The 19,349-nt window shown below is 73.0% G+C and carries 13 protein-coding genes and 1 pseudogene; 5 read left to right on the top strand and 9 right to left on the bottom strand.

The features are described 5' to 3' along the window. Positions 1–9 precede the first annotated feature (9 nt). Positions 10–783, top strand: a complete 774-nt coding sequence (gene map, locus ABD52_RS15155; protein WP_047892239.1) for a type I methionyl aminopeptidase — start codon at positions 10–12, stop codon at positions 781–783. A gap of 53 nt (positions 784–836) precedes the next feature. Here the strand turns inward: map and ABD52_RS15150 are convergent, their stop codons facing one another. After that, positions 837–1,484 carry a maleylpyruvate isomerase family mycothiol-dependent enzyme gene (locus tag ABD52_RS15150; protein ID WP_047892238.1) on the bottom strand — a complete coding sequence of 216 codons (648 nt, stop codon included), beginning with the start codon at positions 1,482–1,484 and terminating at the stop codon, positions 837–839. A gap of 235 nt (positions 1,485–1,719) precedes the next feature. Here ABD52_RS15150 and ABD52_RS15145 point away from each other — a divergent pair, with 235 nt between their 5' ends. Together ABD52_RS15145 and ABD52_RS15140 are read left to right on the top strand one after the other, a co-directional pair. Beyond that, on the top strand, positions 1,720–2,334 hold the full coding sequence (locus ABD52_RS15145) for a calcium-binding protein (protein WP_047892237.1): 615 nt from the start codon (positions 1,720–1,722) through the stop codon (positions 2,332–2,334). 121 nt (positions 2,335–2,455) lie between these two features. After that, the gene (locus tag ABD52_RS15140; RefSeq protein WP_047892236.1) at positions 2,456–5,272 is read left to right on the top strand and encodes a BTAD domain-containing putative transcriptional regulator; all 2,817 of its coding nucleotides are present in this window, start codon (positions 2,456–2,458) and stop codon (positions 5,270–5,272) included. Positions 5,273–5,276: 4 nt separating this feature from the next. On the opposite strand, the gene treZ is transcribed toward ABD52_RS15140, so the two are convergent. From treZ to glgX, 3 genes are read right to left on the bottom strand one after another with little or no spacing between them, the layout of a single operon-like run. Then, entirely contained in the window at positions 5,277–7,010 is a 1,734-nt protein-coding gene (gene treZ, locus ABD52_RS15135) for a malto-oligosyltrehalose trehalohydrolase (protein ID WP_047892235.1), read from the bottom strand. After that, positions 7,007–9,307, bottom strand: coding sequence for a malto-oligosyltrehalose synthase (gene treY / locus ABD52_RS15130; RefSeq protein WP_047892234.1), 2,301 nt, complete (start codon positions 9,305–9,307; stop codon positions 7,007–7,009). Before treY ends, treZ begins: the two co-directional genes overlap by 4 nt. Before the next feature lie 3 nt (positions 9,308–9,310). Further along, the gene (glgX, locus tag ABD52_RS15125) at positions 9,311–11,431 is read right to left on the bottom strand and encodes a glycogen debranching protein GlgX (protein WP_047892233.1); all 2,121 of its coding nucleotides are present in this window, start codon (positions 11,429–11,431) and stop codon (positions 9,311–9,313) included. Positions 11,432–11,749: 318 nt separating this feature from the next. Between glgX and ABD52_RS15120 the strand changes: the two genes are divergently transcribed. Beyond that, positions 11,750–13,147: a glycosyltransferase family 4 protein gene (locus ABD52_RS15120; protein WP_047892232.1), complete on the top strand. Its 1,398-nt coding sequence runs from the start codon at positions 11,750–11,752 to the stop codon at positions 13,145–13,147. Between the two features lie 179 nt (positions 13,148–13,326). On the opposite strand, the gene ABD52_RS15115 is transcribed toward ABD52_RS15120, so the two are convergent. From ABD52_RS15115 to ABD52_RS40205, 4 genes are all read right to left on the bottom strand, one after another. Beyond that, positions 13,327–14,610 carry a citrate synthase gene (locus tag ABD52_RS15115; RefSeq protein ID WP_013286008.1) on the bottom strand — a complete coding sequence of 428 codons (1,284 nt, stop codon included), beginning with the start codon at positions 14,608–14,610 and terminating at the stop codon, positions 13,327–13,329. A 176-nt stretch (positions 14,611–14,786) separates the two neighbouring features. Then, positions 14,787–16,832: a sulfatase-like hydrolase/transferase gene (locus ABD52_RS15110; RefSeq protein WP_047892231.1), complete on the bottom strand. Its 2,046-nt coding sequence runs from the start codon at positions 16,830–16,832 to the stop codon at positions 14,787–14,789. Continuing rightward, complete coding sequence (locus tag ABD52_RS15105; RefSeq protein WP_047892230.1) at positions 16,825–18,240, bottom strand: methyltransferase domain-containing protein; 1,416 nt, start codon at positions 18,238–18,240, stop codon at positions 16,825–16,827. The genes ABD52_RS15110 and ABD52_RS15105 overlap by 8 nt, the downstream gene beginning before the upstream one ends. After that, on the bottom strand, positions 18,237–18,395 hold the full coding sequence (locus tag ABD52_RS40205; protein ID WP_013286005.1) for a hypothetical protein: 159 nt from the start codon (positions 18,393–18,395) through the stop codon (positions 18,237–18,239). Before ABD52_RS40205 ends, ABD52_RS15105 begins: the two co-directional genes overlap by 4 nt. Positions 18,396–18,576: 181 nt before the next feature. Between ABD52_RS40205 and ABD52_RS15100 the strand changes: the two genes are divergently transcribed. Next, positions 18,577–18,978 carry a VOC family protein gene (locus tag ABD52_RS15100; RefSeq protein ID WP_047892247.1) on the top strand — a complete coding sequence of 134 codons (402 nt, stop codon included), beginning with the start codon at positions 18,577–18,579 and terminating at the stop codon, positions 18,976–18,978. A 34-nt stretch (positions 18,979–19,012) separates the two neighbouring features. Here ABD52_RS15100 and ABD52_RS38275 read toward each other — a convergent pair. After that, a pseudogene (locus ABD52_RS38275) lies at positions 19,013–19,252 on the bottom strand (helix-turn-helix domain-containing protein); the annotation flags it as partial. Between the last annotated feature and the right edge of the window lie 97 nt (positions 19,253–19,349).

The following is a 19,349-nucleotide window of genomic DNA, read 5'->3' as shown; positions in this document are numbered from 1 at the left end:
GGCGCCTGCATGATCGAGATCCTGAGCCCCACCGACGTACGGCGGGCGCGGGACACCGGCGCCCTGGTCGCCCACATCCTGCGGACGCTGCGCAGCCGCACCACCGTGGGCACGAACCTGCTCGACATCGACAGGCAGGCGCAGCGCATGATCACCGAGGCCGGGGCGCAGTCCTGCTACGTCGACTACGAGCCGTCGTTCGGGCGCGGGCCGTTCGGCCACTACATCTGCACCTCGGTCAACGACGCGGTGCTGCACGGGCTGCCGCACGACTACACGCTGGCCGACGGCGACCTGCTGAGCCTCGACCTGGCCGTCTCGCTGGGCGGGGTGGTGGCCGACTCCGCGATCAGCTTCGTCGTCGGTGACTCCCGGCCCGCGGAGAGCGTCGCGCTCATCGACGCCACCGAACGGGCGTTGCAGGCCGGGATCGCCGCGGCCCGCCCCGGCGCCCGCGTCGGCGACCTCTCGTACGCCATCGGCTCGGTCCTCACCGAAGCCGGATACACGGTCAACACCGAGTTCGGCGGCCACGGCGTCGGGTCGACGATGCACCAGGACCCGCACGTGTCGAACACCGGGCGCCCCGGGCGCGGCTACACGCTGCGTCCCGGACTGCTCCTGGCGCTGGAGCCGTGGGTGATGGCGGACACCGCCACGCTGGTCACCGACGCCGACGGGTGGACGCTGCGCAGCGCGACCGGCTGCCGCACCGCGCACAGCGAGCACACCATCGCCATCACCGACGACGGCGCGGAGATCCTGACGCTGCCGAAGCAGTGACCTTCGCTGCGGCAGGCGTCGCCGTTCTCCCGCGTTCCCGCCGCCGGGCGTCGTCAGGCGGGCGCGCAGCGCTCCCGCAGCGCCGGCACGCCGGGGCCGGTGAGGTCGTCGCAGTAGGCGGCCCGCCCGGCCATCGCCATCATCAGCGCGAGCGTGGTGCCGCTGACCACCGGGCCGGAGCCGGCGGTGAACGGTCCGTCGGTCGCCTCCACCCGCAGGCCGTCGATCGCGCTGCGCCCGGCCACCGTGAAGTCCCGCCCGGCGTAGAACCGGGCGACCGGCGTGACGGCCTCGACCGACGGCGTACGTGTCAGGCCTAGCGGACGCCGGATGTCCTGGGCGTGCACGACCACCTCACCGAGCCACGCCTCGGTCGGCCCGAACGTCGAGGTGGTGCTGCGGATGATCCGGCGGAACCGGTCCAGCGTCTCCCCCGGGTCGGTGCCCCGGTGCTCGGCCAGCCGGCGGTCGTTGTGCAGATCGAAGTCGAACCGGGCGCCGAGCACGCTCGCGAGCCAGCGGACGCGGCCGATGCTCGCCGCCGCGGTCATGTGCGCCAGCGTCTCCTCCACCGTCCACCGGCTGCACAGCGAGGGCCGCGCCCACTGCGCCGCGTCGAGCCCGGCGAGATCGTCCGCCAGGGCGGCGCGCTCGGCATGCGCGAGCGCCCACAGCTCGCTGCGGGTCAGCGTGTCGGACATGGAACCTCCAGAGTCGGGCCGTCGGAGGTTGGACCGCGCCGCCGCGGCGAACTCACCGCTCCCCTCTTCGCCGATCTTGGAGTTGTGGTGGTTCACCAACCCGACATCGGCGACATTCGAGGCGCCACAACTCCGAGATCGACGGGGGCGAGTCGGGTTCAACGTTTGCTGCACGTCCGCTGAACGCTCGCCGGTGACGCTTTTCGCATCCATCAAACCGCAAGGGAGAAGCGTCATGTCACACCATTTCCTCTCCACCTCGCGTGCCGCCGCCTCGGTGGTCGGTGCGCTCGTCCTGGCCGCCGCGGGCCTTGCCGGTGGCGCCGCCCCGGCGTCCGCGGCCTACATCGTCCCCGCCGACTGCGGCCCCTACTCCGGGGCGCCGGTGCCGGCCGGATACACCCTGAGATTCGCCGGCGCGCTCTACGTCAGCAACAACGCCAACGGCCCGGAGTTCATCATCGGCACGACAACTCGCAACGTCATCGTCGGAAGCGTCTACGACGACATCATCTGCGGGCTCGACGGCAACGACGACATCCAGGCCAACAGCGGCGACGACATCGTCTACGGCGGGCTGACCGGCGACGACATCTGGGGCGACCTGGGCAACGACAACCTCCACGGCGACGGCGGCGCCGACACCATCCACGGTGACCGCTTCATCGGGCCCAGCGCCCTGGACGGCAACGACCGCGTGGACGGCGGCAGCAACGACGACCACCTCTACGGCGACCAAGGCGTGGACACCCTGGTCGGCGGCCCCGGCTGGGACGACGGTGACTGCGGACCGGACGCGGTGATCGACGATCCCCGGCCCACCCTGGATCTCCCGATCAACTGCCCGTGATCCCGCCGGCACGGCGGTCCGCGCACCGGGAGACCGGGAACGCGGACCGTCGCGCTGCCGCCTGTCGGATCGTCGTCAGGCCCGGTCCGACCATCGCCGTCCGCGGCTACCGTGACAGTCCGTGGCGGTGGAGTTCCGGGTACTCGGCGACCTGGACGTCCGGGTCGACGGCCGGACGGTCCGGATCGGTCACGCCCGTCAACAGTGCGTCCTCGCCGCCCTGCTGGTCGAGCCCAACCGTGTCGTCGCGACCGAACAGCTCATCAGCCGGGTCTGGGGCGACGAGGTGCCGGACGGGGCCACCGCCACCCTGCGTGGCTACCTGTCCCGGCTCCGCCGGGCCCTGGCCGGCACGGACGAGGTCCGCATCGTCCGGCGCCATCCCGGCTACCTGCTCGCCGTCGACCCGGACCGCGTCGACCTGCACCGCTTCCGCGAGCTGACCGAGCAGGCTCGGCGCGCCGGGGACGACGCGACAGCGATCAGCTGCCTGGAACGGGCGCTGGGTCTCTGGCGCGGCGAGGCGTTCGACGGGCTGACCACACAGTGGCTGGTGGCCTACCGGCAGACCCTCGACCGGCAGCGGCTCGCCGCCGCGCTGGACCGCAACGACATCGCCCTACGTCAGTGCCGGCACGTCCGCCTTCTCCCCGACGTTCTGGCGTTGAGCGGCCGGTACCCGTGGGACGAGCGCCTGGCGGCGCAGGCGATGCTCGCGTTGTACCGGTGCGGGCGGCAGGCCGACGCCCTCGAGCACTTCCACCGGATGCGCCGCCGGCTGGCCGCCGAGGTCGGTACGGACCCCAGCCCGCCGCTGGCACAGCTCTACCAGCAGATCCTCACCGCCGACGCGGCGATCGCGCCGCCGGACCTGCCGGGCGGCGGCGGATCAAGCGCGACGGCCACCGGCACGGCACGGGATGCGGGTGCCGTGCCCCGGCAGCTACCAGCGTCGCCAGGGGTCTTCGCCGGCCGGACCGCCCAGCTCGCGCGCCTCGACGAACAACTCGGCGACGCGGGACGCCCGGACGGCGGCGGGTCGCCGGTGGTGATCTCGTCCATCGGTGGTGGCGGTGGCGTCGGAAAGACCTGGCTGGCCCTGCGCTGGGCGCACGCCAACGCCGGCCGCTTCCCCGACGGGCAGCTCTACGTCAACCTGCGCGGCTTCGATCCGACCGCGGACCCGGTGGCGTGGCCCGCGGCGGTGCGCGGATTCCTCGAAGCGCTCGGCGTCGAACCGGCACGCGTCCCGGCCGACCCGGACGCCCGGGCGTCGCTGTACCGCACGCTCGTCGCCGGCCGCCGGCTGCTGGTGGTTCTCGACGACGCCCGCGACACCGCCACGGTGATCCCGCTGCTGCCCGGCACGCCCACGAGTGCGGTCCTGGTGACCAGCCGCCGGCAGCTGGCCGGCCTCGTCACCACCCACGGCGCGCGTCCGCTGCCGCTGGACGTGCTGCCCGACGACGAGGCCCACGAGCTGATCGTCCGACAGGTGGGTGCCGCACGGGTGGCGGGACACCCGGACGCCGTCGCGGACATCCTGCGCTTCTGCGGAGGTCTGCCGCTGGCGCTCGGGATCGTGGCGGCCCGTGCCGCGCTTCACCCCGAACTCCCCCTGTCGTCGGTCGCGGCGGAGCTGACCACGGCTGTCCACCCGCTGGACGCGCTGGCCGGCGACGAGGCGACGACGAACCTGCGCGTGGTGCTGTCCCGCTCGCTCGCGGCGCTCACACCGGCCGCGGCGGAGGTGTTCACGCTGCTCGGACTCGCCCCGGGCCCGGACATCAGCCGGGCCGCGGCGGCCGGCCTGACCGCCCGTACGCCGGACGAGCTGCGCCCGCTGCTGCGCGAGCTGGTCGACGCGCATCTCGTGCAGGAGCACGTCGCGGGCCGGTACCGCATGCACGATCTGGTCCGTAGTTTCGCGGTCGAGCGGGCGACCGGCGACCCGGCCGGTACCCGGCCCGCGCTGTGCCGGCTGGTCGACCACCACCTGCACACGGCGCACGCGGCCGCACTGCTGCTGTCCCCGCAGCGCGACCCGCTGACCCTGGCCCCCGCCGCGCCGGGGGTGACCGCCGAACGGCTCGACGACCTGGCGGCCGCGCTGGCCTGGTTCACCAGCGAACACCAGGTGCTCCTCGCGATCATCGACTACGCCGCCGGCAACGGCCTCGACACCGCTGCCGGGCAGCTGTCGTGGACCCTGGCCACCTACTTCGACAGGCAGGGCCACTGGCACGACTGGGCCACAGTGGCCCGCCGGGCGGTCGAGGCGACCCGGCGGTCGGGTGACCGTCCCGCGCAGGCCCAGGCGCACCGGCTCCTGGCCGGGGCCTGCTCCAACCTCGGCCGGTACGACGAGGCGCAGCGCAACCTGCTCGCCGCGCTCGACCTGTTCGCCGCCCTGGGCGACGACGAGGGGCGGGCGCACACCCACTTCGACCTCAGCATGCTGCACGACCGGCAGCGGCAGCCCCGGGAGGCCCTGCCGCACGCGCGGCGGAGCCTCGCCCTCTACGAACGGGTCGGCGGCCCGCTCAAGCAGGCGGTCGCGCTCAACGCGATCGGCTGGTACCACTCGCAGCTCGGCGAGCACCACGACGCGATCACCTTCTGCCGCCGGGCGCTCGCCCTGTCCGAGGAGGCCGGGAGCGCGTACGGGCAGGCGAACACGTGGGACAGCATCGGCTTCGCCCACCACCACCTCGGCGAGTACGAGCACGCAGTCGACTGCTTCCGGCAGGCCCTCGCCCTGTTCACCGACATCGGTGACCGCCATGCCGAGGGCATCGTGCTGGACCACCTCGGCGACACGTGGGCCGCGGCCGGGCGAGCGGACGCGGCCCGGGACGCCTGGCAACGGTCACTCGCGCTGCTCGACGAACTCGGTCACGCCGACGCCGAGGCGGTACGGCGGAAACTTCACCAGTGAGCGCTCAGAGCGCCACGATCGCCGCGCTCTCCGGCGGCAACTCGATCCCGTCGCGCATCACGGTGACGCCCTCGGACGTGGCGAGCAGCACGCGGCGTACCACGCCGGGCAGGTTGATCCGCTGTGCCCGGCCCGCCAGGTTCGCCACCACGAGCGTCTCGCCGCGCCGCATCACCAGGAACCGGTCGCCGTGGCGTACGCCGACCCGGTCGAGCCGGGGGTCGGACAGGTCGGCCCGGGATCGGCGCAGCGCGATCAGCCGCCGGTAGAGGTCGTACGTCTCGCGGTGCTCCGGCTTGTCCAGCTCGGCCCAGTCCAGCCGGGACCGCAGGAACGTCTGCGGGTCCTGCGGGTCGGGTACGTCGTCGGTGGCCCAGCCGTGGTCGGCGAACTCGCGTCGGCGGCCGGTCGCGACCGCCGCCGCGAGTTCCGGCTCGGGGTGGCTGGTGAAGAACTGCCACGGCGTGGAGGCCGCCCACTCCTCCCCCATGAACAGCATCGGCGTGAACGGCGCGGTCATCAGCAGCGTCGCGCCGACGCGCAGCAGGCCGGGCGACAGCGTGGCGGAGATCCGGTCGCCGGTGGCCCGGTTGCCGATCTGGTCGTGGTTCTGCAGGTACGCCACGAAGCGGTGGCCGGGCGTGCGCTGCCTGTCGACCGGGCGGCCGTGGCTGCGGCCGCGGAAGCTGGACCAGGTGCCGGCGTGGAAGAAGCCGCCGGTCAGCACGTCGGTGAGGCACTCCAGGGAGCCGAAGTCGCCGTAGTAGCCCTGCCGCTCGCCGGTGAGCAGCGTGTGCAGCGCGTGGTGGGCGTCGTCGTTCCACTGGGCGTGCAGGCCGTACCCGCCCGCCTCGCGGGGCGTGATCAGGCGCGGGTCGTTGAGGTCGCTCTCGGCGATCAGCGACAGCGGCCGTCCGAGGTGCGTCGACAGCGCCTCGACCTCGGCGGCGACCTCCTCCAGCCAGTGCACGGCCCGGCCGTCCGGCATGGCGTGCACGGCGTCCAGCCGCAGCCCGTCGACGTGGTAGTCGCGCAGCCAGGTCAGCACGCTGTCGGCGATGTAGCGGCGCACCCCGTCGGAGTGCGGGCCGTCCAGGTTGACGGTGCGGCCCCAGGTGTTGCTCTGCTCGGTGAGGTACGGCGCGAACCGCGGCGCGTAGGCCCCGGAGGGCCCGAAATGGTTGTAGACGACGTCGAGGATCACCCCCAGGCCCTTGGCGTGGGCGGCGTCGACGAACCGTTTCAGGCCGTCCGGGCCGCCGTACGGCTCGTGCGGGGCATACCAGCACACGCCGTCGTAGCCCCAGTTGTACTCGCCGTTGAACGCGTTGACGGGCAGCAGTTCGACCATGTCGACGCCGAGGTCGACCAGGTGGTCGAGCTTCGCGATCGCAGCGTCGAACGTGCCCTCCGGGGTGAACGTGCCGATGTGCAGCTCGTACAGCACGCTGCCGGGTAGTTGCCGGCCGGTCCAGGCGGCGTCGGTCCAGCCGAACGCGGCGTGGTCGTAGAGCCGGCTGGGCCCGTGCACCCCGGCCGGCTGCCAGGCCGAGCGCGGGTCCGGCAGGGCCTGCTCGTCGTCGTCGAGCAGGAACGCGTAGTCGGTGCCCGGCCCGGCGTCGGGCACCTCGACCCGCCACCAGCCGTCCGGCCCCTGACGCATCGCGTGGTCGGCGGCGCCGGGCAGGCGCAGCCGCACCCGGGCGGCCTCGGGCGCCCACACCGTGAACTCGGTCATGCGGCGGCCTCCACAGAGTCGGTGGGTGCGAGGAGGGCGACGGGATAGGTGCTCAGCAGATCATCCAGGAGCAGCTCAGAACCACTGTAGACCCGCCCGGTGAACAAGTCGGTGCACTGATGAACGGGAAGTGACACTGTCGTGTCCCGCCAGCCGCCGGAGCGGGCCAGCCGCAGCGGCAGCCGGGTCGCCACCGCCACCGCGCCGCCCCTGTCGAAGGCCACCGCGTGCGCGGCGGCCGGGCCGCGCGCCGGCACCGGCCGGTAGCCGCCGAACAGGTCCGGGCGGTCGCGGCGCAACCGCAGCGTCCGGGACACCACGAGCAGCTTGGCCGCGCCGTCGTCGGCCACCGCGGGCCGCCATCCGGCGTCGAGCCGGGCCAGCATGTCCCGGCGTACGGCGAAGTCGACAGGCCGCCTGTTGTCCGGGTCGACGAGCGAGTTCTCCCACAGCTCGGTGCCCTGGTAGACGTCGGGCACACCGGGCATGGCGAGCTGCACCAGCTTCTGCCCGAGCGCGTTGGACCAGCCGGGCGGGGTGATCTCGGCGGCGAACGCGGTGATCTGGGCGTGCAGTTCCGGGTCGTCGTACATCCGGTCGACAAGGGCGTGCATCTCGTGCTCGAAGGACGGGTCCGGGTCGGCCCAGCTGGTGGTGACCGACGCCTCCCGGGCGGCCTTCTCGGCGTACCCGTGCAGTCGCTCCCGCTCGATCGGCCACGCCCCGACGGCGGTCTGCCAGAGCAGGTGGGCCAGCGCGGGGTCGGCCAGCGGCGCGCGGGACATCCAGTCGGCGACCCGCTCGGCCCAGCGGCCGGGCATCTCGGACAGCACCGCGAGCCGGGCGCGGACGTCCTCGCCGCGCTTGGTGTCGTGGGTGGAGAGCGCGGTCATGCTCGCCGGCCAGCGGACCTGCCGGGTGGCGGCGAACCGGTGCAGCTCGGCCGCTGGTACGCCGAAGTGGGCCGGGCTGCCGCCGACCTCGTTGAGGGCGACGAACCGGCTCCACCTGTAGTACGCGGTGTCCTCCACGCCCTTGGCCATGACCGCGCCGGTGAACTGCGGGAACCGGGCGGCCAGCTCGTGGCCGGGGTCGCGCAGCCGGGCGGTGACCGCGTCCAGCACGCCGGTCAGGTCGGGACGGCGGCGGCCTGCTTCGCTGCGGGCGGCGGCCAGGTGCCGGGCGCCCTCGGGCGGGTAGCCGCGGTAGACCGGGAAGCAGGCGGCCAGCTCGGCCAGGGCGGCGCGGACCTGCTCGCCGGGCAGCTCCGGCACGAGCGCGGCCAGCCGGGTCAGCTCGGCGGCGAGCAGCCGGGTGGCGGCCTCCAGCTTGGTGGCGTGCGTCAGGTCGGCCCAGGACGTGTGCCGTCCGGTCAGCCGGCCGTCCAGAGTGGTGAACTCCGGTTCGGCGTCCGGGTCGACGAACAGCCCGGACACGGCGGCCAACGCGTCGTAGCCGGTGGTGCCGTCGACCGGCCAGTCCGGCAGGTCCTCGCCGTACTCCAGGATCTTCTCCACCACGAGCCAGCTCTCCGGTGCGGCGGCGCGCAACCGGGCCAGGTAGCCGGCCGGGTCGCGCAGCCCGTCCGGGTGGTCGACCCGGATGCCGTCGACGTCCCCGGCGGCGACCCAGCGCAGGATCTCCGCGTGGGTGGCGTCGAAGACCTCCGGGTCCTCCACCCGCAGGCCGGCCAGGTCGGACACGGCGAAGAACCGGCGGTACGTCAGCTCGGCGTCGCCGCGCCGCCAGTTCACCAGCTCGTAGTGCTGCCGGTCGTGCACCTGCCGGGGCGTGCCGTCGCCCGTGCCGTCGGCGACCGGGAAGCGGTGCTCGTGGTAGCGCAGCTCTCCGTCGACGAGCTTCAGGTCGTCGAGCGCGTCGGCGGTGTCGGCGAGCACCGGCAGCAACAGCCGTCCGCGGTCCCAGTCGATGTCGAACCAGCGCGCGTACGCCGATTCGCGTCCCCGCCGCAGCACGTCCCACCAGGCCGGGTTGGCCTCGGGCCGGGCCACCCCGGCGTGGTTGGGCACGATGTCCACGACCAGGCCCAGCCCGGCCGCGCGCAGCGCCCGGACCAGCCGCGCCCGGGCGGCCTCGCCGCCGAGCTGCGGGTTGACCGCGCGGTGGTCCACCACGTCGTAGCCGTGCGTGGAGCCGGGGGTGGCGGTGAGCAGGGGCGCGGTGTAGAGGTGGGTGACGCCGAGCGCGGCGAGGTAGCCCGCCAGCTCGGCCGTGGCGTCCAGGTCGAAGCCGGGACGCACCTGGACCCGGTACGTCGAGCGGGGGGTGTCGGGCATCGGTCAGGCCGTCCTCTCCAGGACCAGCAGCGAACGGTCCGGCACGCAGACCGTGCCGCCCGCCTCGACGAGCGTCGTCTTCTCCGGATCGGGTTCCGCGGTGCTGATCACCAGCTCCCACCGGGTGCCGAACTCCTCGCCGGGCAGCGTGAAGTCCAGCGGCGCGTCGTGCGCGTTGAACAGCAGCAGGAACGAGTCGTCCCGGTGGCGCTGGCCGTACTGGCCGCGCTCGCCGATGCCGTCGCCGTTGACGAACAGGGCCACCGAGCGGCCGAAGTCGTTGCCCCAGTCCTCGCCGGTCATCTCCCGGCCGTCCGGGGTGTACCAGGCCAGGTCCGGCAGTCCGGACCCGGCGGCCCGGCCGCCCACCGGCAGGCCGGTGAAGAACCGGCGGCGGCGGAACACCTGGTGCCGGTTGCGGAACTCGGTGAGCCGGCGGACGAAGTCCAGCAGCTCGTCGTCGGCCCGGTCCCAGTCGACCCAGGCGATTTCGCTGTCCTGGCAGTAGGCGTTGTTGTTGCCGCGCTGGGTGCGGCCCAGCTCGTCGCCGTGGCCGAGCATCGGCACGCCCTGGGACAGGATCAGCGTGGCCAGGAAGTTGCGCCGCTGCCGGGCGCGCAGCGCGCGTACGCCCGGGTCGTCGGTCTCGCCCTCGACGCCGCAGTTCCAGGACCGGTTGTGGCTCTCCCCGTCCCGGTTGTCCTCGCCGTTCGCCTCGTTGTGCTTGTCGTTGTAGGAGACCAGGTCGGTGAGCGTGAACCCGTCGTGGCAGGTGACGAAGTTGATGCTGTGGAACGGGCGGCGGCCGTCGTCCTGGTAGAGGTCGGCCGAGCCGGAGATGCGGGAGGCGAACTCGGCGAGCGTAGCCGGCTCGCCGCGCCAGAAGTCGCGGACGGTGTCGCGGTACTTGCCGTTCCACTCGGTCCACTGCGGCGGGAAGTTGCCGACCTGGTAGCCGCCGGGGCCCACGTCCCACGGCTCGGCGATGAGCTTGACCCGGCCGACCACCGGGTCCTGCTGCACCACCTCGAAGAACGTGGACAGTCGGTCCACCTCGTAGAACTCGCGGGCGAGCGTGGCCGCCAGGTCGAACCGGAAGCCGTCGACGTGCATCTCGGTGACCCAGTAGCGCAGCGAATCCATGATCAGTTGCAGCGAGTGCGGGCTGCGGACGTTGAGGCTGTTGCCGGTGCCGGTGTAGTCGACGAAGTACCGCCGGTCGTCCTCGGAGAGCCGGTAGTAGCTGGGGGTGTCGATGCCCTTGAAGCTCAGCGACGGCCCGAGGTGGTTGCCCTCGGCGGTGTGGTTGTAGACCACGTCGAGGATGACCTCGATGCCGGCGGCGTGCAGCGCCTTGACCATGCCCCGGAACTCCTGCACCTGCTGGCCGAGGCGGCCCAGCGCGGAGTAGCCGTGGTGCGGGGCGAAGAAGCCGATGGTGTTGTAGCCCCAGTAGTTGCGCAGCCCCAGGTCGGCCAGGCGGTGGTCGTGCACGAACTCGTGCACCGGCATCAGCTCCACCGCCGTCACGCCGAGCCGCTTGAAGTGCTCGATCATCACCGGTGAGGCGATCGCCGCGTACGTGCCGCGCAGCTCCTCCGGGATGCCCGGGTGGCGCATGGTCAGGCCGCGCACGTGCGCCTCGTAGATCACCGAGTGGTGGTACGGGGTGCGCGGCGGCCGGTCGTTGCCCCAGTCGAAGTACGGGTTCACCACCACCGACTTCGGCATGTACGGCGCCGAGTCGGCGGTGTTCATCAGGTCCGGGTCGCCGCCGACCTCGTAGTCGTAGACCGACGGATCCCAGGTGATCTCCCCGTCGACCGCCTTCGCGTACGGGTCGAGCAGCAGCTTGTGCGGATTGCATCGCAGCCCCTCGGCCGGGTTCCACGGCCCGTGCACCCGGTAGCCGTAGCGCTGGCCGGGCTCGACACCGGGGATGTAGGCGTGCCAGACGTACGCGTCGACCTCGCGCAGCTCCACCCGCCGCTCGGTGCCGATGTCCCACTCGTCGAACAGGCACAGCTCGATCTTCTCCGCCACCTCGGAGAAGATCGCGAAGTTGGTGCCCATCCCGTCGTACGTGGCGCCGAGGGGGTAGCTCTCGCCCGGCCAGACCTGCATGTCGCTCCTTCGGCCCATGATCGTGAGCGCACCGGACAGGGGGAACCGCCGATGCGCACGCCGGTGATGCCCAGTCGTACCCGCCGTCAATCCACCCGTTCGGACCGTAACCGAATCCGCCCTCGTGCGAACGGATAGACGTTCGGGTGTCATCCGTCACGATCGCCCTTTTCGAGATGCGGACCGGCGGCGGATGGACTTTCCTGGATCCGGGCCCCACGCGCGCGCGGGCCCGCCCGGCCGTTCGGCCACACCTCACCACCGCTCGACGCCGCCACCGAAGCCGGCGTGCCTCACCATGCATGGACGGAGATCCACGTGACCACTCTGCGGGTCGGCGCTCAGCCCGCCACCGCGACGGACCGGCTCCACCGGCCCACCCTCACCTCCCGCCCGGCGCCCCCGTCGCCAGGCGGGTCCGCGCCCCGGACCCGGCGCATCCTGATGCTGTCGTGGGAGTACCCGCCGGTGCTCGTCGGCGGGCTCGGCCGCCACGTCCACGCGCTGTCAGTCGCCCTGGCCGCCGCCGGGCACGAGGTCACAGTCGTCACCCGCCACGCCGAGGGCGCTCCCCTGGAGGAGTACGCCGACGGCGTCCGCATCGTCCGCGCCGCCGAGGACCCGGTCACCTTCCCCCTCGCCACCGGCTCGCTGCTCGCCTGGACGATGGCGTTCAACCACACCCTCACCCGGGCCGCGCTGCGCGCCGCCTCCTCCGGCACCTACGACGTCATCCACGCCCACGACTGGCTCGTCGCGCACACCGCGATGACGCTGCGCGAGCACCTGGACGTGCCGCTGGTCAGCACCATCCACGCCACCGAGGCGGGCCGGCACCAGGGCTGGCTGCCCGAGGAGATGAACCGCACCATCCACGGCGTCGAGCACTGGCTCGCCGGCGAGTCCGGGCGCGTGATCGTCTGCTCCGGTTACATGCGCGACGAGGTGGGCGCGCTGTTCGGCGTGGACGCCACCCGCGTCGACGTGGTCCCCAACGGCGTCGAGCCGCACCGCTGGCGGGTGCCCGCGTCGGCGGTCGCCGCCGCCCGCGCCCGGTTCGCCGCCGACGGCCCGCTGGTCACGTTCGCCGGGCGCCTGGTGTACGAGAAGGGTGTGCAGCACCTGCTGGCCGGGCTGCCCCGGCTGCGCGACCGGCACCCGGGCCTGCGCGCGGTGATCGTCGGCGACGGGCCGTACAAGGCGGAACTGGAGGCCGAGGTGCACCGCCTCGGGCTGGGCGCCACCGTGAGCATGCCCGGGTTCCTCGGCGGCACCGACCTGCCCGCCGTCATGGCCGCCTCGGACTGCTTCGCGGTGCCGAGCATCTACGAGCCGTTCGGCATGGTGGCGCTGGAGGGGGCCGCCGCGGGCGCGCCGCTGGCAGTCGCCCGTACCGGTGGGCTGGCCGAGATCGTGGAGCCGGGCGTCACCGGAATGACGTTCGCCCCGCACGACCCGGACGGCCTCGCCGAGGCGGTGCACACGCTGCTGTCCGACCGGGACCGGGCGCGTGCGCTCGCCCGGCGGGCCCGCACGATGGTGCACGAGCAGTACGGCTGGGCGGCCATCGCGTCCCGCACGGCTGCCGCGTACGCCGCCGCCATCGCCGGCGACCCGGCGTTCACCGCGGCCCGCGCCCAGCACCGCATGGCACACGGCCACACGAGCCCGCGAGTCCCCGAGGGCAACCTCCTCACCGCCGCCGGCTTGAGGTAAGGAAGGGCCCCCTATTAACGCCTCAGGTAGAGGAAGGGCCCCTTATTAACGCCCCCGCACCCCGGTGCGCACGACGAAGGCCGCCGACCCGAGCAGGGTCGGCGGCCTTCGTCGTCCGCGTGTTAAAAGGGGGCCCCTCCTCTACCTGAGGCGTTAAGAAGGGGCCCTTCCTTGCACGGTCAGCGCTGGGCGGCGGGGACGTAGTCCCGCTCGGTGGCGCCGGTGTAGATCTGCCGCGGGCGACCGATCTTGGTCTCCGGGTCGTTGATCATCTCGCGCCACTGCGCGATCCAGCCGGGCAGCCGGCCGAGCGCGAACAGCACCGTGAACATCTTCGTCGGGAAGCCCATGGCCTTGTAGATCAGGCCGGTGTAGAAGTCCACGTTCGGGTAGAGCCGCCGGGACACGAAGAAGTCGTCGGCGAGCGCGATCTCCTCGAGCTGCACCGCGAGGTCCAGCAGCGGGTCCGGCTTGGCCATCCGGCCGAGCACGTCCTGGGCGGCCTTCTTGACGATGGCGGCGCGCGGGTCGTAGTTCTTGTAGACCCGGTGCCCGAAGCCCATCAGCTTCACGCCGTCCTGCTTGTCCTTCACCTTCTGCACGAAGGAGCGGACGTCGCCGCCGTCGGCCTGGATCTTCTGGAGCATCTCCAGCACGGCCTGGTTGGCGCCGCCGTGCAGCGGGCCGAACAGCGCGTTCACGCCGGCCGAGACCGAGGCGAACAGGTTGGCGTTGCTGGAGCCGACCAGCCGCACGGTCGAGGTGGAGCAGTTCTGCTCGTGGTCGGCGTGCAGGATGAACAGCATGTCCAGCACCCGGGCGACGACCGGGTCGACCTCGTACGGCTCGGCCGGTACGCCGAACGTCATCCGCAGGAAGTTCTCGACGTAGCCCAGCGAGTTGTCCGGGTACAGCAGCGGCTGCCCGATCGACTTCTTGTACGCGTACGAGGCGATGGTGGGGACCTTCGCCATCAGCCGCACCGTGGACATCTCCACGTGCTCGGAGTCGAACGGGTCCAGGCTGTCCTGGTAGAAGGTCGAGATGGCGCTGACGGCCGAGGAGAGCACGGCCATCGGGTGCGCGTCGCGGGGGAAGCCGTCGAAGAAGCGACGCATCTCCTCGTGCAGCAGCGAGTGCCGCCGGATCCGCTCGCTGAACTCCGTGAGCTGCGTCTGGGACGGCAGCTCGCCGTAGATCAGCAGGTAGGAGACCTCCAGGAAAGAGGACTTCTCGGCCAGCTGGTCGATCGGGTAACCCCGGTACCGCAGGATGCCGGCATCACCGTCGATGTAGGTGATGGCGGACGAGCAGGACGCGGTGTTCACGAAACCGGGGTCGTACGTGGTCATCCCGGTTTCCTTGAGCAGCTTGCTCACCCCGATCCCGGCGGGGCCCTCAACCGCGGACTGCACCGGCATCGACAGCTGCCCACCGGGGTGGTCGAGCTTGACTTCCGTCATCTGTTCCTCGCTTCGCCGGCAAGATCTTCGTTGAATTGCCTTCGCTTCTACCGTAATCACGGCGCGGAGAACACCGCTCGTCATGGTTTGAGGGTGAGGTGTGCGTCACCTGTTTCCCGGCCAGCCGGTCCGGAAACCGGATGGGAGCGCGGCCATGGGCACGCTCGGGAGGTCCGTCACGACAGCGTGAGCCGCCGCAGCGTCCCGTCGTCGCCGACCCGGTAGAGGTCGAGCCGGTTGGCTCCGGCGGCGAACAGACGGTCGTCGGCGAGCAGCGCGGCGAACCGCCGCCCGGCGGCGTCCGGGGGCACCACGGGCACCACCGCGCCGACGGTGCCGTTGACCGCCACGGCGAGCCGGGTGCCGTCGGGTACGCCGTCCGGCACGGTGCCCCAGACCATCGCGGGCAGCCCGCCGCCGGCCGGGTCGACCGCGTCGAACGCGTCCCGGTTCGCCACCGTGGCGGTCCCGGCGACCGGCACGTCACCGACCCGGGTGCCGACGAGCGGGTCGACGGGAGGCGGCGGGAGCGGCGCGGGCACACCGCCGTTGATGGTGACCGGCTGGCCGGGGCGGTCGTAGAAGCGTTTGTCGGCCCGTTCGCGCGGGGCCGCCTTCGCCGACCGGCCGTCCATCCGCCAGGGCACCCGCATGTGCGTCTCGTCGGCGATCGTGGGCAGCAGGTCGACGTGTTCCCAGTTGCGGTCGTCCACCCGTCCGGCGCGCTGGCCGGGTTCCTTGACGAACATCGGCACCCAGGCCACCTCGTTCGCGGCGTGGTCGATGGCGTCCATCCCCCGGCCCTGCCAGTCCCGGCGGAAGCTGACGCCGTGGTCGGCGGTGACCACGACCAGCGCCTTGTCGTAGAGGCCGGTGGCGCGCAGCGTCCGCAGCGTCTCGCCGATCAGCCGGTCGGTGTAGCCGAGCTGGGCCAGGTGCCGGGCGCGGGCCAGGTCGACCCAGCCGGCGCCGTCGTTGGGCAGGTCGTCCGGCGCCGCGTAGTGCGCCCCGGACGGCAGGTACGCCCACGGCGAGTGCGGCATCAGCAGGTGCAGGAAGTGCAGCGTGGGCCGGGTGTCGGGGCGCAGCCCGGCCAGGAACGAGGTGAACCGGGCCGGCTGGTTGTCGTCGAGGGTGTCCCAGCGGAACTTCGGGTCGTCAGGCACCGGCTCGGCGGCGTCCAGCCCGGCCTCGGCGGCGGTCCGCTCGCGGTAGGAGTCCTCCGGGTCGATCCGGCTGTCCACCGGCGCGGCGATCCGTCCGAGCAGCCGGCCGCTCTCCCGGACCAGCACGCCGAGCCCTTGTTCCGGCGTGGTGGCCTGCTCGCAGCGGCTCGGCGGGCAGAGCCGGGTGATGCTCTCCTCGGCCTTGATCCGGTAGAGGCCGCCGAGCGCGGTGAACAGGTTGTCCGGGTACTGCGAGTAGTGCGGCGCCGATCCTCTCTCCGGGTAGCGCCCGGTGAGCATCGCGGGCAGCGCGTAGGGCGTCCAGCCGCTGACGCCGGTGGCGTTGCGGTACCAAGTCGACCCGCCGGCCAGTGCCGCGAAGTTCGGGTAGCGCTCGGCGTCGATCCGGCCGTCCGGGCCGAGCAGGGAGACGAGCGGCAACTCGTCCAGCACGATCATGACCACCGGCGGGTGCGCACCCGCGCCGGCCACACCGGCCGCGCCGCCCTCGCCGCGCGGCAGCACCACCGCCGAGGCGGGCGAGGCGAACAGGAACAGCCCGACGAACACCAGCGGCCCGGCGGCGGCGACCCGCAGCACCCGCCGGGGCGCCCGCCACCGCCGGTGTGCGGCCGCGCCGGCGGCTCCGGCCACACCGGCGACAACGAGCAGGGGTACGCCCCGAAGCGGCGTGACGTGCCGGCCGACCTGGACCGCCAGCGCGGCGAGCAGCAGGCCCACGAACACGGTGTGCACGGCGGCCCGGGTGAGGCGTCCGGCGGGCAGCGCAAACGCGCCCAGCAGCGCGAACAGCGCTGTCGGCGCGAGCGCGATCAGGGCGACCAGCAGCAGCACGTCGGCCCGGGAGGCGCGGTGGAACAGGAAGAAGTCGGGGCTGCGGCCGAGCACGTCGAGCAAGGGCTGGGTGACCACCAGCCCGACCAGCGCCACCACCTCGGCCAGCCGGGCCGCCTCGGCCCGCCACCACTGCCGGCGTTCCCGCCGGACCGGGACGGCCGTGTGGTCGCGGGGTGGCGCGAGGGTGTCCTCAGCCACCCACCACCACCTGGTAGAGCGTGCGGGTGCCGGACGGCAGCTCGGTCCGGGCGACCACCCGGCCCCGGCGCGCGAGCAGCGCCTCGAAGACGTCGCGCCGGTAGTCCGGGAACAGGCCGTCGGGCTTGTTCGCCAGCAGGCGGCGGGCCATCGGGTCGTCCGGGTGGACGAACTCCACCACCAGGCTGCCGCCGGTGACGGTGAGCGCGGTGAGCTGGTCGAGCACCTCGGGCAGTGGCACGTTGCGCCCGATCGCGAGGTGGTGCACCACGGCCAGGGCCAGGACGGTGTCCGCGCGGGCCCGGTCGGCGAACGCGGCCCGCTCGACGCCGCGCCAGCCGCCGCCCGGGGACGGGTCGGCCAGGTCCATCACCAGCGGCAGGATCCGTGTCTCGCCCTCCTCGCGCAGCGCGCGGTAGAGCGTGTCGACCACCGCCGGGTCCTGCTCGACGGCGACGACGTGCGCGGCGTGCCGGGCGGCGATGCGGGCGTACCGGCCGTCGTTGGCGCCCAGGTCCAGCGCCGAGCCGCCACCGACGGCGGCCACCGCCCGGTCGACGAACTCCTCCTTGGCCTGCCGGTCCGGCACCGAGTACGCGCAGGTGCGCTGGTAGTCCGACCAGTGGCTGTCGCCGGGCCGGTGGTCGAGGCGGCGGACCAGCTTCGTCAGCCCGAGTACCGTTGCCAGGGCCAGCTCGCGGGAGAACCCGGCGGCGCGCAACTGGGCGCGGACGTCTGTGGTGCTCGCGGCGGAGTTGCGGGCCTGCATGGCGCCGTGCAGGTGCACGTGGGTGGGCACGCCAGCCCGCCAGCGCCGGGTGCCGCCGAACAGCCGGCGCATCTGGTCCGGTTCGACGCCGTCGACGCGGGCGCGCAGGAACGGCTGGAAGTCCAGCCCGAGGTGGGCCTGGATGAGCAGCGGGTAGAGCAGCGTCTGGCAGAACTGCCGGTAGCCGGCCCAGGGTTCGCCGTCGCGCAGTGCCTCGAACGAGCCGACGTCGATGAAGACCGGCCGGGCGCCGCGCCACTGCACGTTGTACGCCGAGCCGTCCTTCGTGGTGAAGCCTGCTTCCAGGGCGGCGCGCAGCACGTCCAGGTGCAGCAGCGCCGCGTCGCGCAGCATCGCGGACGACCACTCGTAGGGGTGCGAGACGAACGGGATCCGCTCGTGCCGCAGCACCGTGGTCCAGGGCGCGTCGACAGGGGTCGGGGTCAGTTCCTCGGTGCCGACGATCTGCCCGGTGCTGGTGGCCTGCCGGAAGAAGTCGGTGACGGACAGCGCCCGCCAGTCCCGGGCGGAGCGCTCGTCGAGCCCGCGCAGCACCTCCTCGCCCCGGTGGAACACCCGGTTGCCGGGGTCGCGGAAGGAGCCGGGCTCGACGCGGACGCCGGTGTCGGGGATCGTCACGCCGCCGGGCCCTGGTCGGAGGGCTGACGCCGGAACCGGGACACCAGGCGGCGCCAGTAGAGCTTGGCGGCCACCGCCACCCCGGCCACCCCGCCGACCACCGCCTGCACGATGAGACTGCCGGATCCCGCGTCCAGGTAGGCCAGATGCGTCACGGCTGCTTTCCTTCCCTCGCCGGTCATCGGAGCACGCCCGGAATGCGAGCTTTGTTGCTCGGAGCCGGACTTGTCCCTCACCGTAACGTCTCGGCGTCCGGGTGCGCGGCCACACCGGCCACTCGTCCCCCGTCCGATCCGTTCAAGACGGGCCGGGCCGGTCGCGCCTACCGTGGCCGGCATGACACCGCAGTTCGATCTGGTCGGGACCGTGGTCACCGACATGGCCCGCACGCTCGACTTCTACCGGCGGCTGGGGCTGCCGATCCCGGCCGGCGCCGAGGCGGAAGGGCACGTCGAGGTCACCCTGCCGAACGGCGTACGGCTGGCCTGGGACACGGTCGAGGTGATCCGCAGCTTCCACCCCGACTTCGACCCGTCCGGCGGCAACAACCGGATGAGCCTGGCCTTCCGGTGCGCCGACCCGTCGGAGGTGGACCGCTGGTACGCCGAGCTGACCGGTGCCGGGCACCACGGCGAGATGCCGCCGTGGGACGCGTTCTGGGGCCAGCGGTACGCGGTCCTGCACGACCCGGACGGCAACGGCGTGGACCTGTTCGCCCCGCTGCCTGCGGCCGAGTAGACGGGAGCCGGCTCGCGGGCCGCTTCCGGGCCGGTCAGGTCGCCTGCGGGCGGCTCCGGGCCGGGGCGAGCAGCCGGGTCGGCGGCACCCCGGCCAGTTCCCGCACCTCGCGGGTCAGGTGGGCCTGGTCGGCGTACCCGCTGCGCACCGCCACCTCGGCGAGCGGCGCACCGGCGCGGGCCAGGTCCAGCGCGCGGCGCATCCGCAGGATGCGGGCCAGCGTCTTCGGTCCGTACCCGAAGAGGGCCGAAACCGTCTCCGTCGGTCGCCGAATCGAAGCTGTCGTCGTCCCGGCCGGTGTCAGCCTGCCGGAGGTCGGGTCCCGGTTTGATCGCCGGACGCCGGTCCATCGGTGCCACTCCCCTCGACCC

The sequence above is a fragment of the Micromonospora sp. RV43 genome (genome assembly GCF_001029515.1).
Classification (GTDB): domain Bacteria; phylum Actinomycetota; class Actinomycetes; order Mycobacteriales; family Micromonosporaceae; genus Micromonospora; species Micromonospora aurantiaca.
The sequence above is the reverse complement of the archived record's forward strand: the minus strand, read 5'-3'. Positions and strand labels throughout refer to the sequence as shown.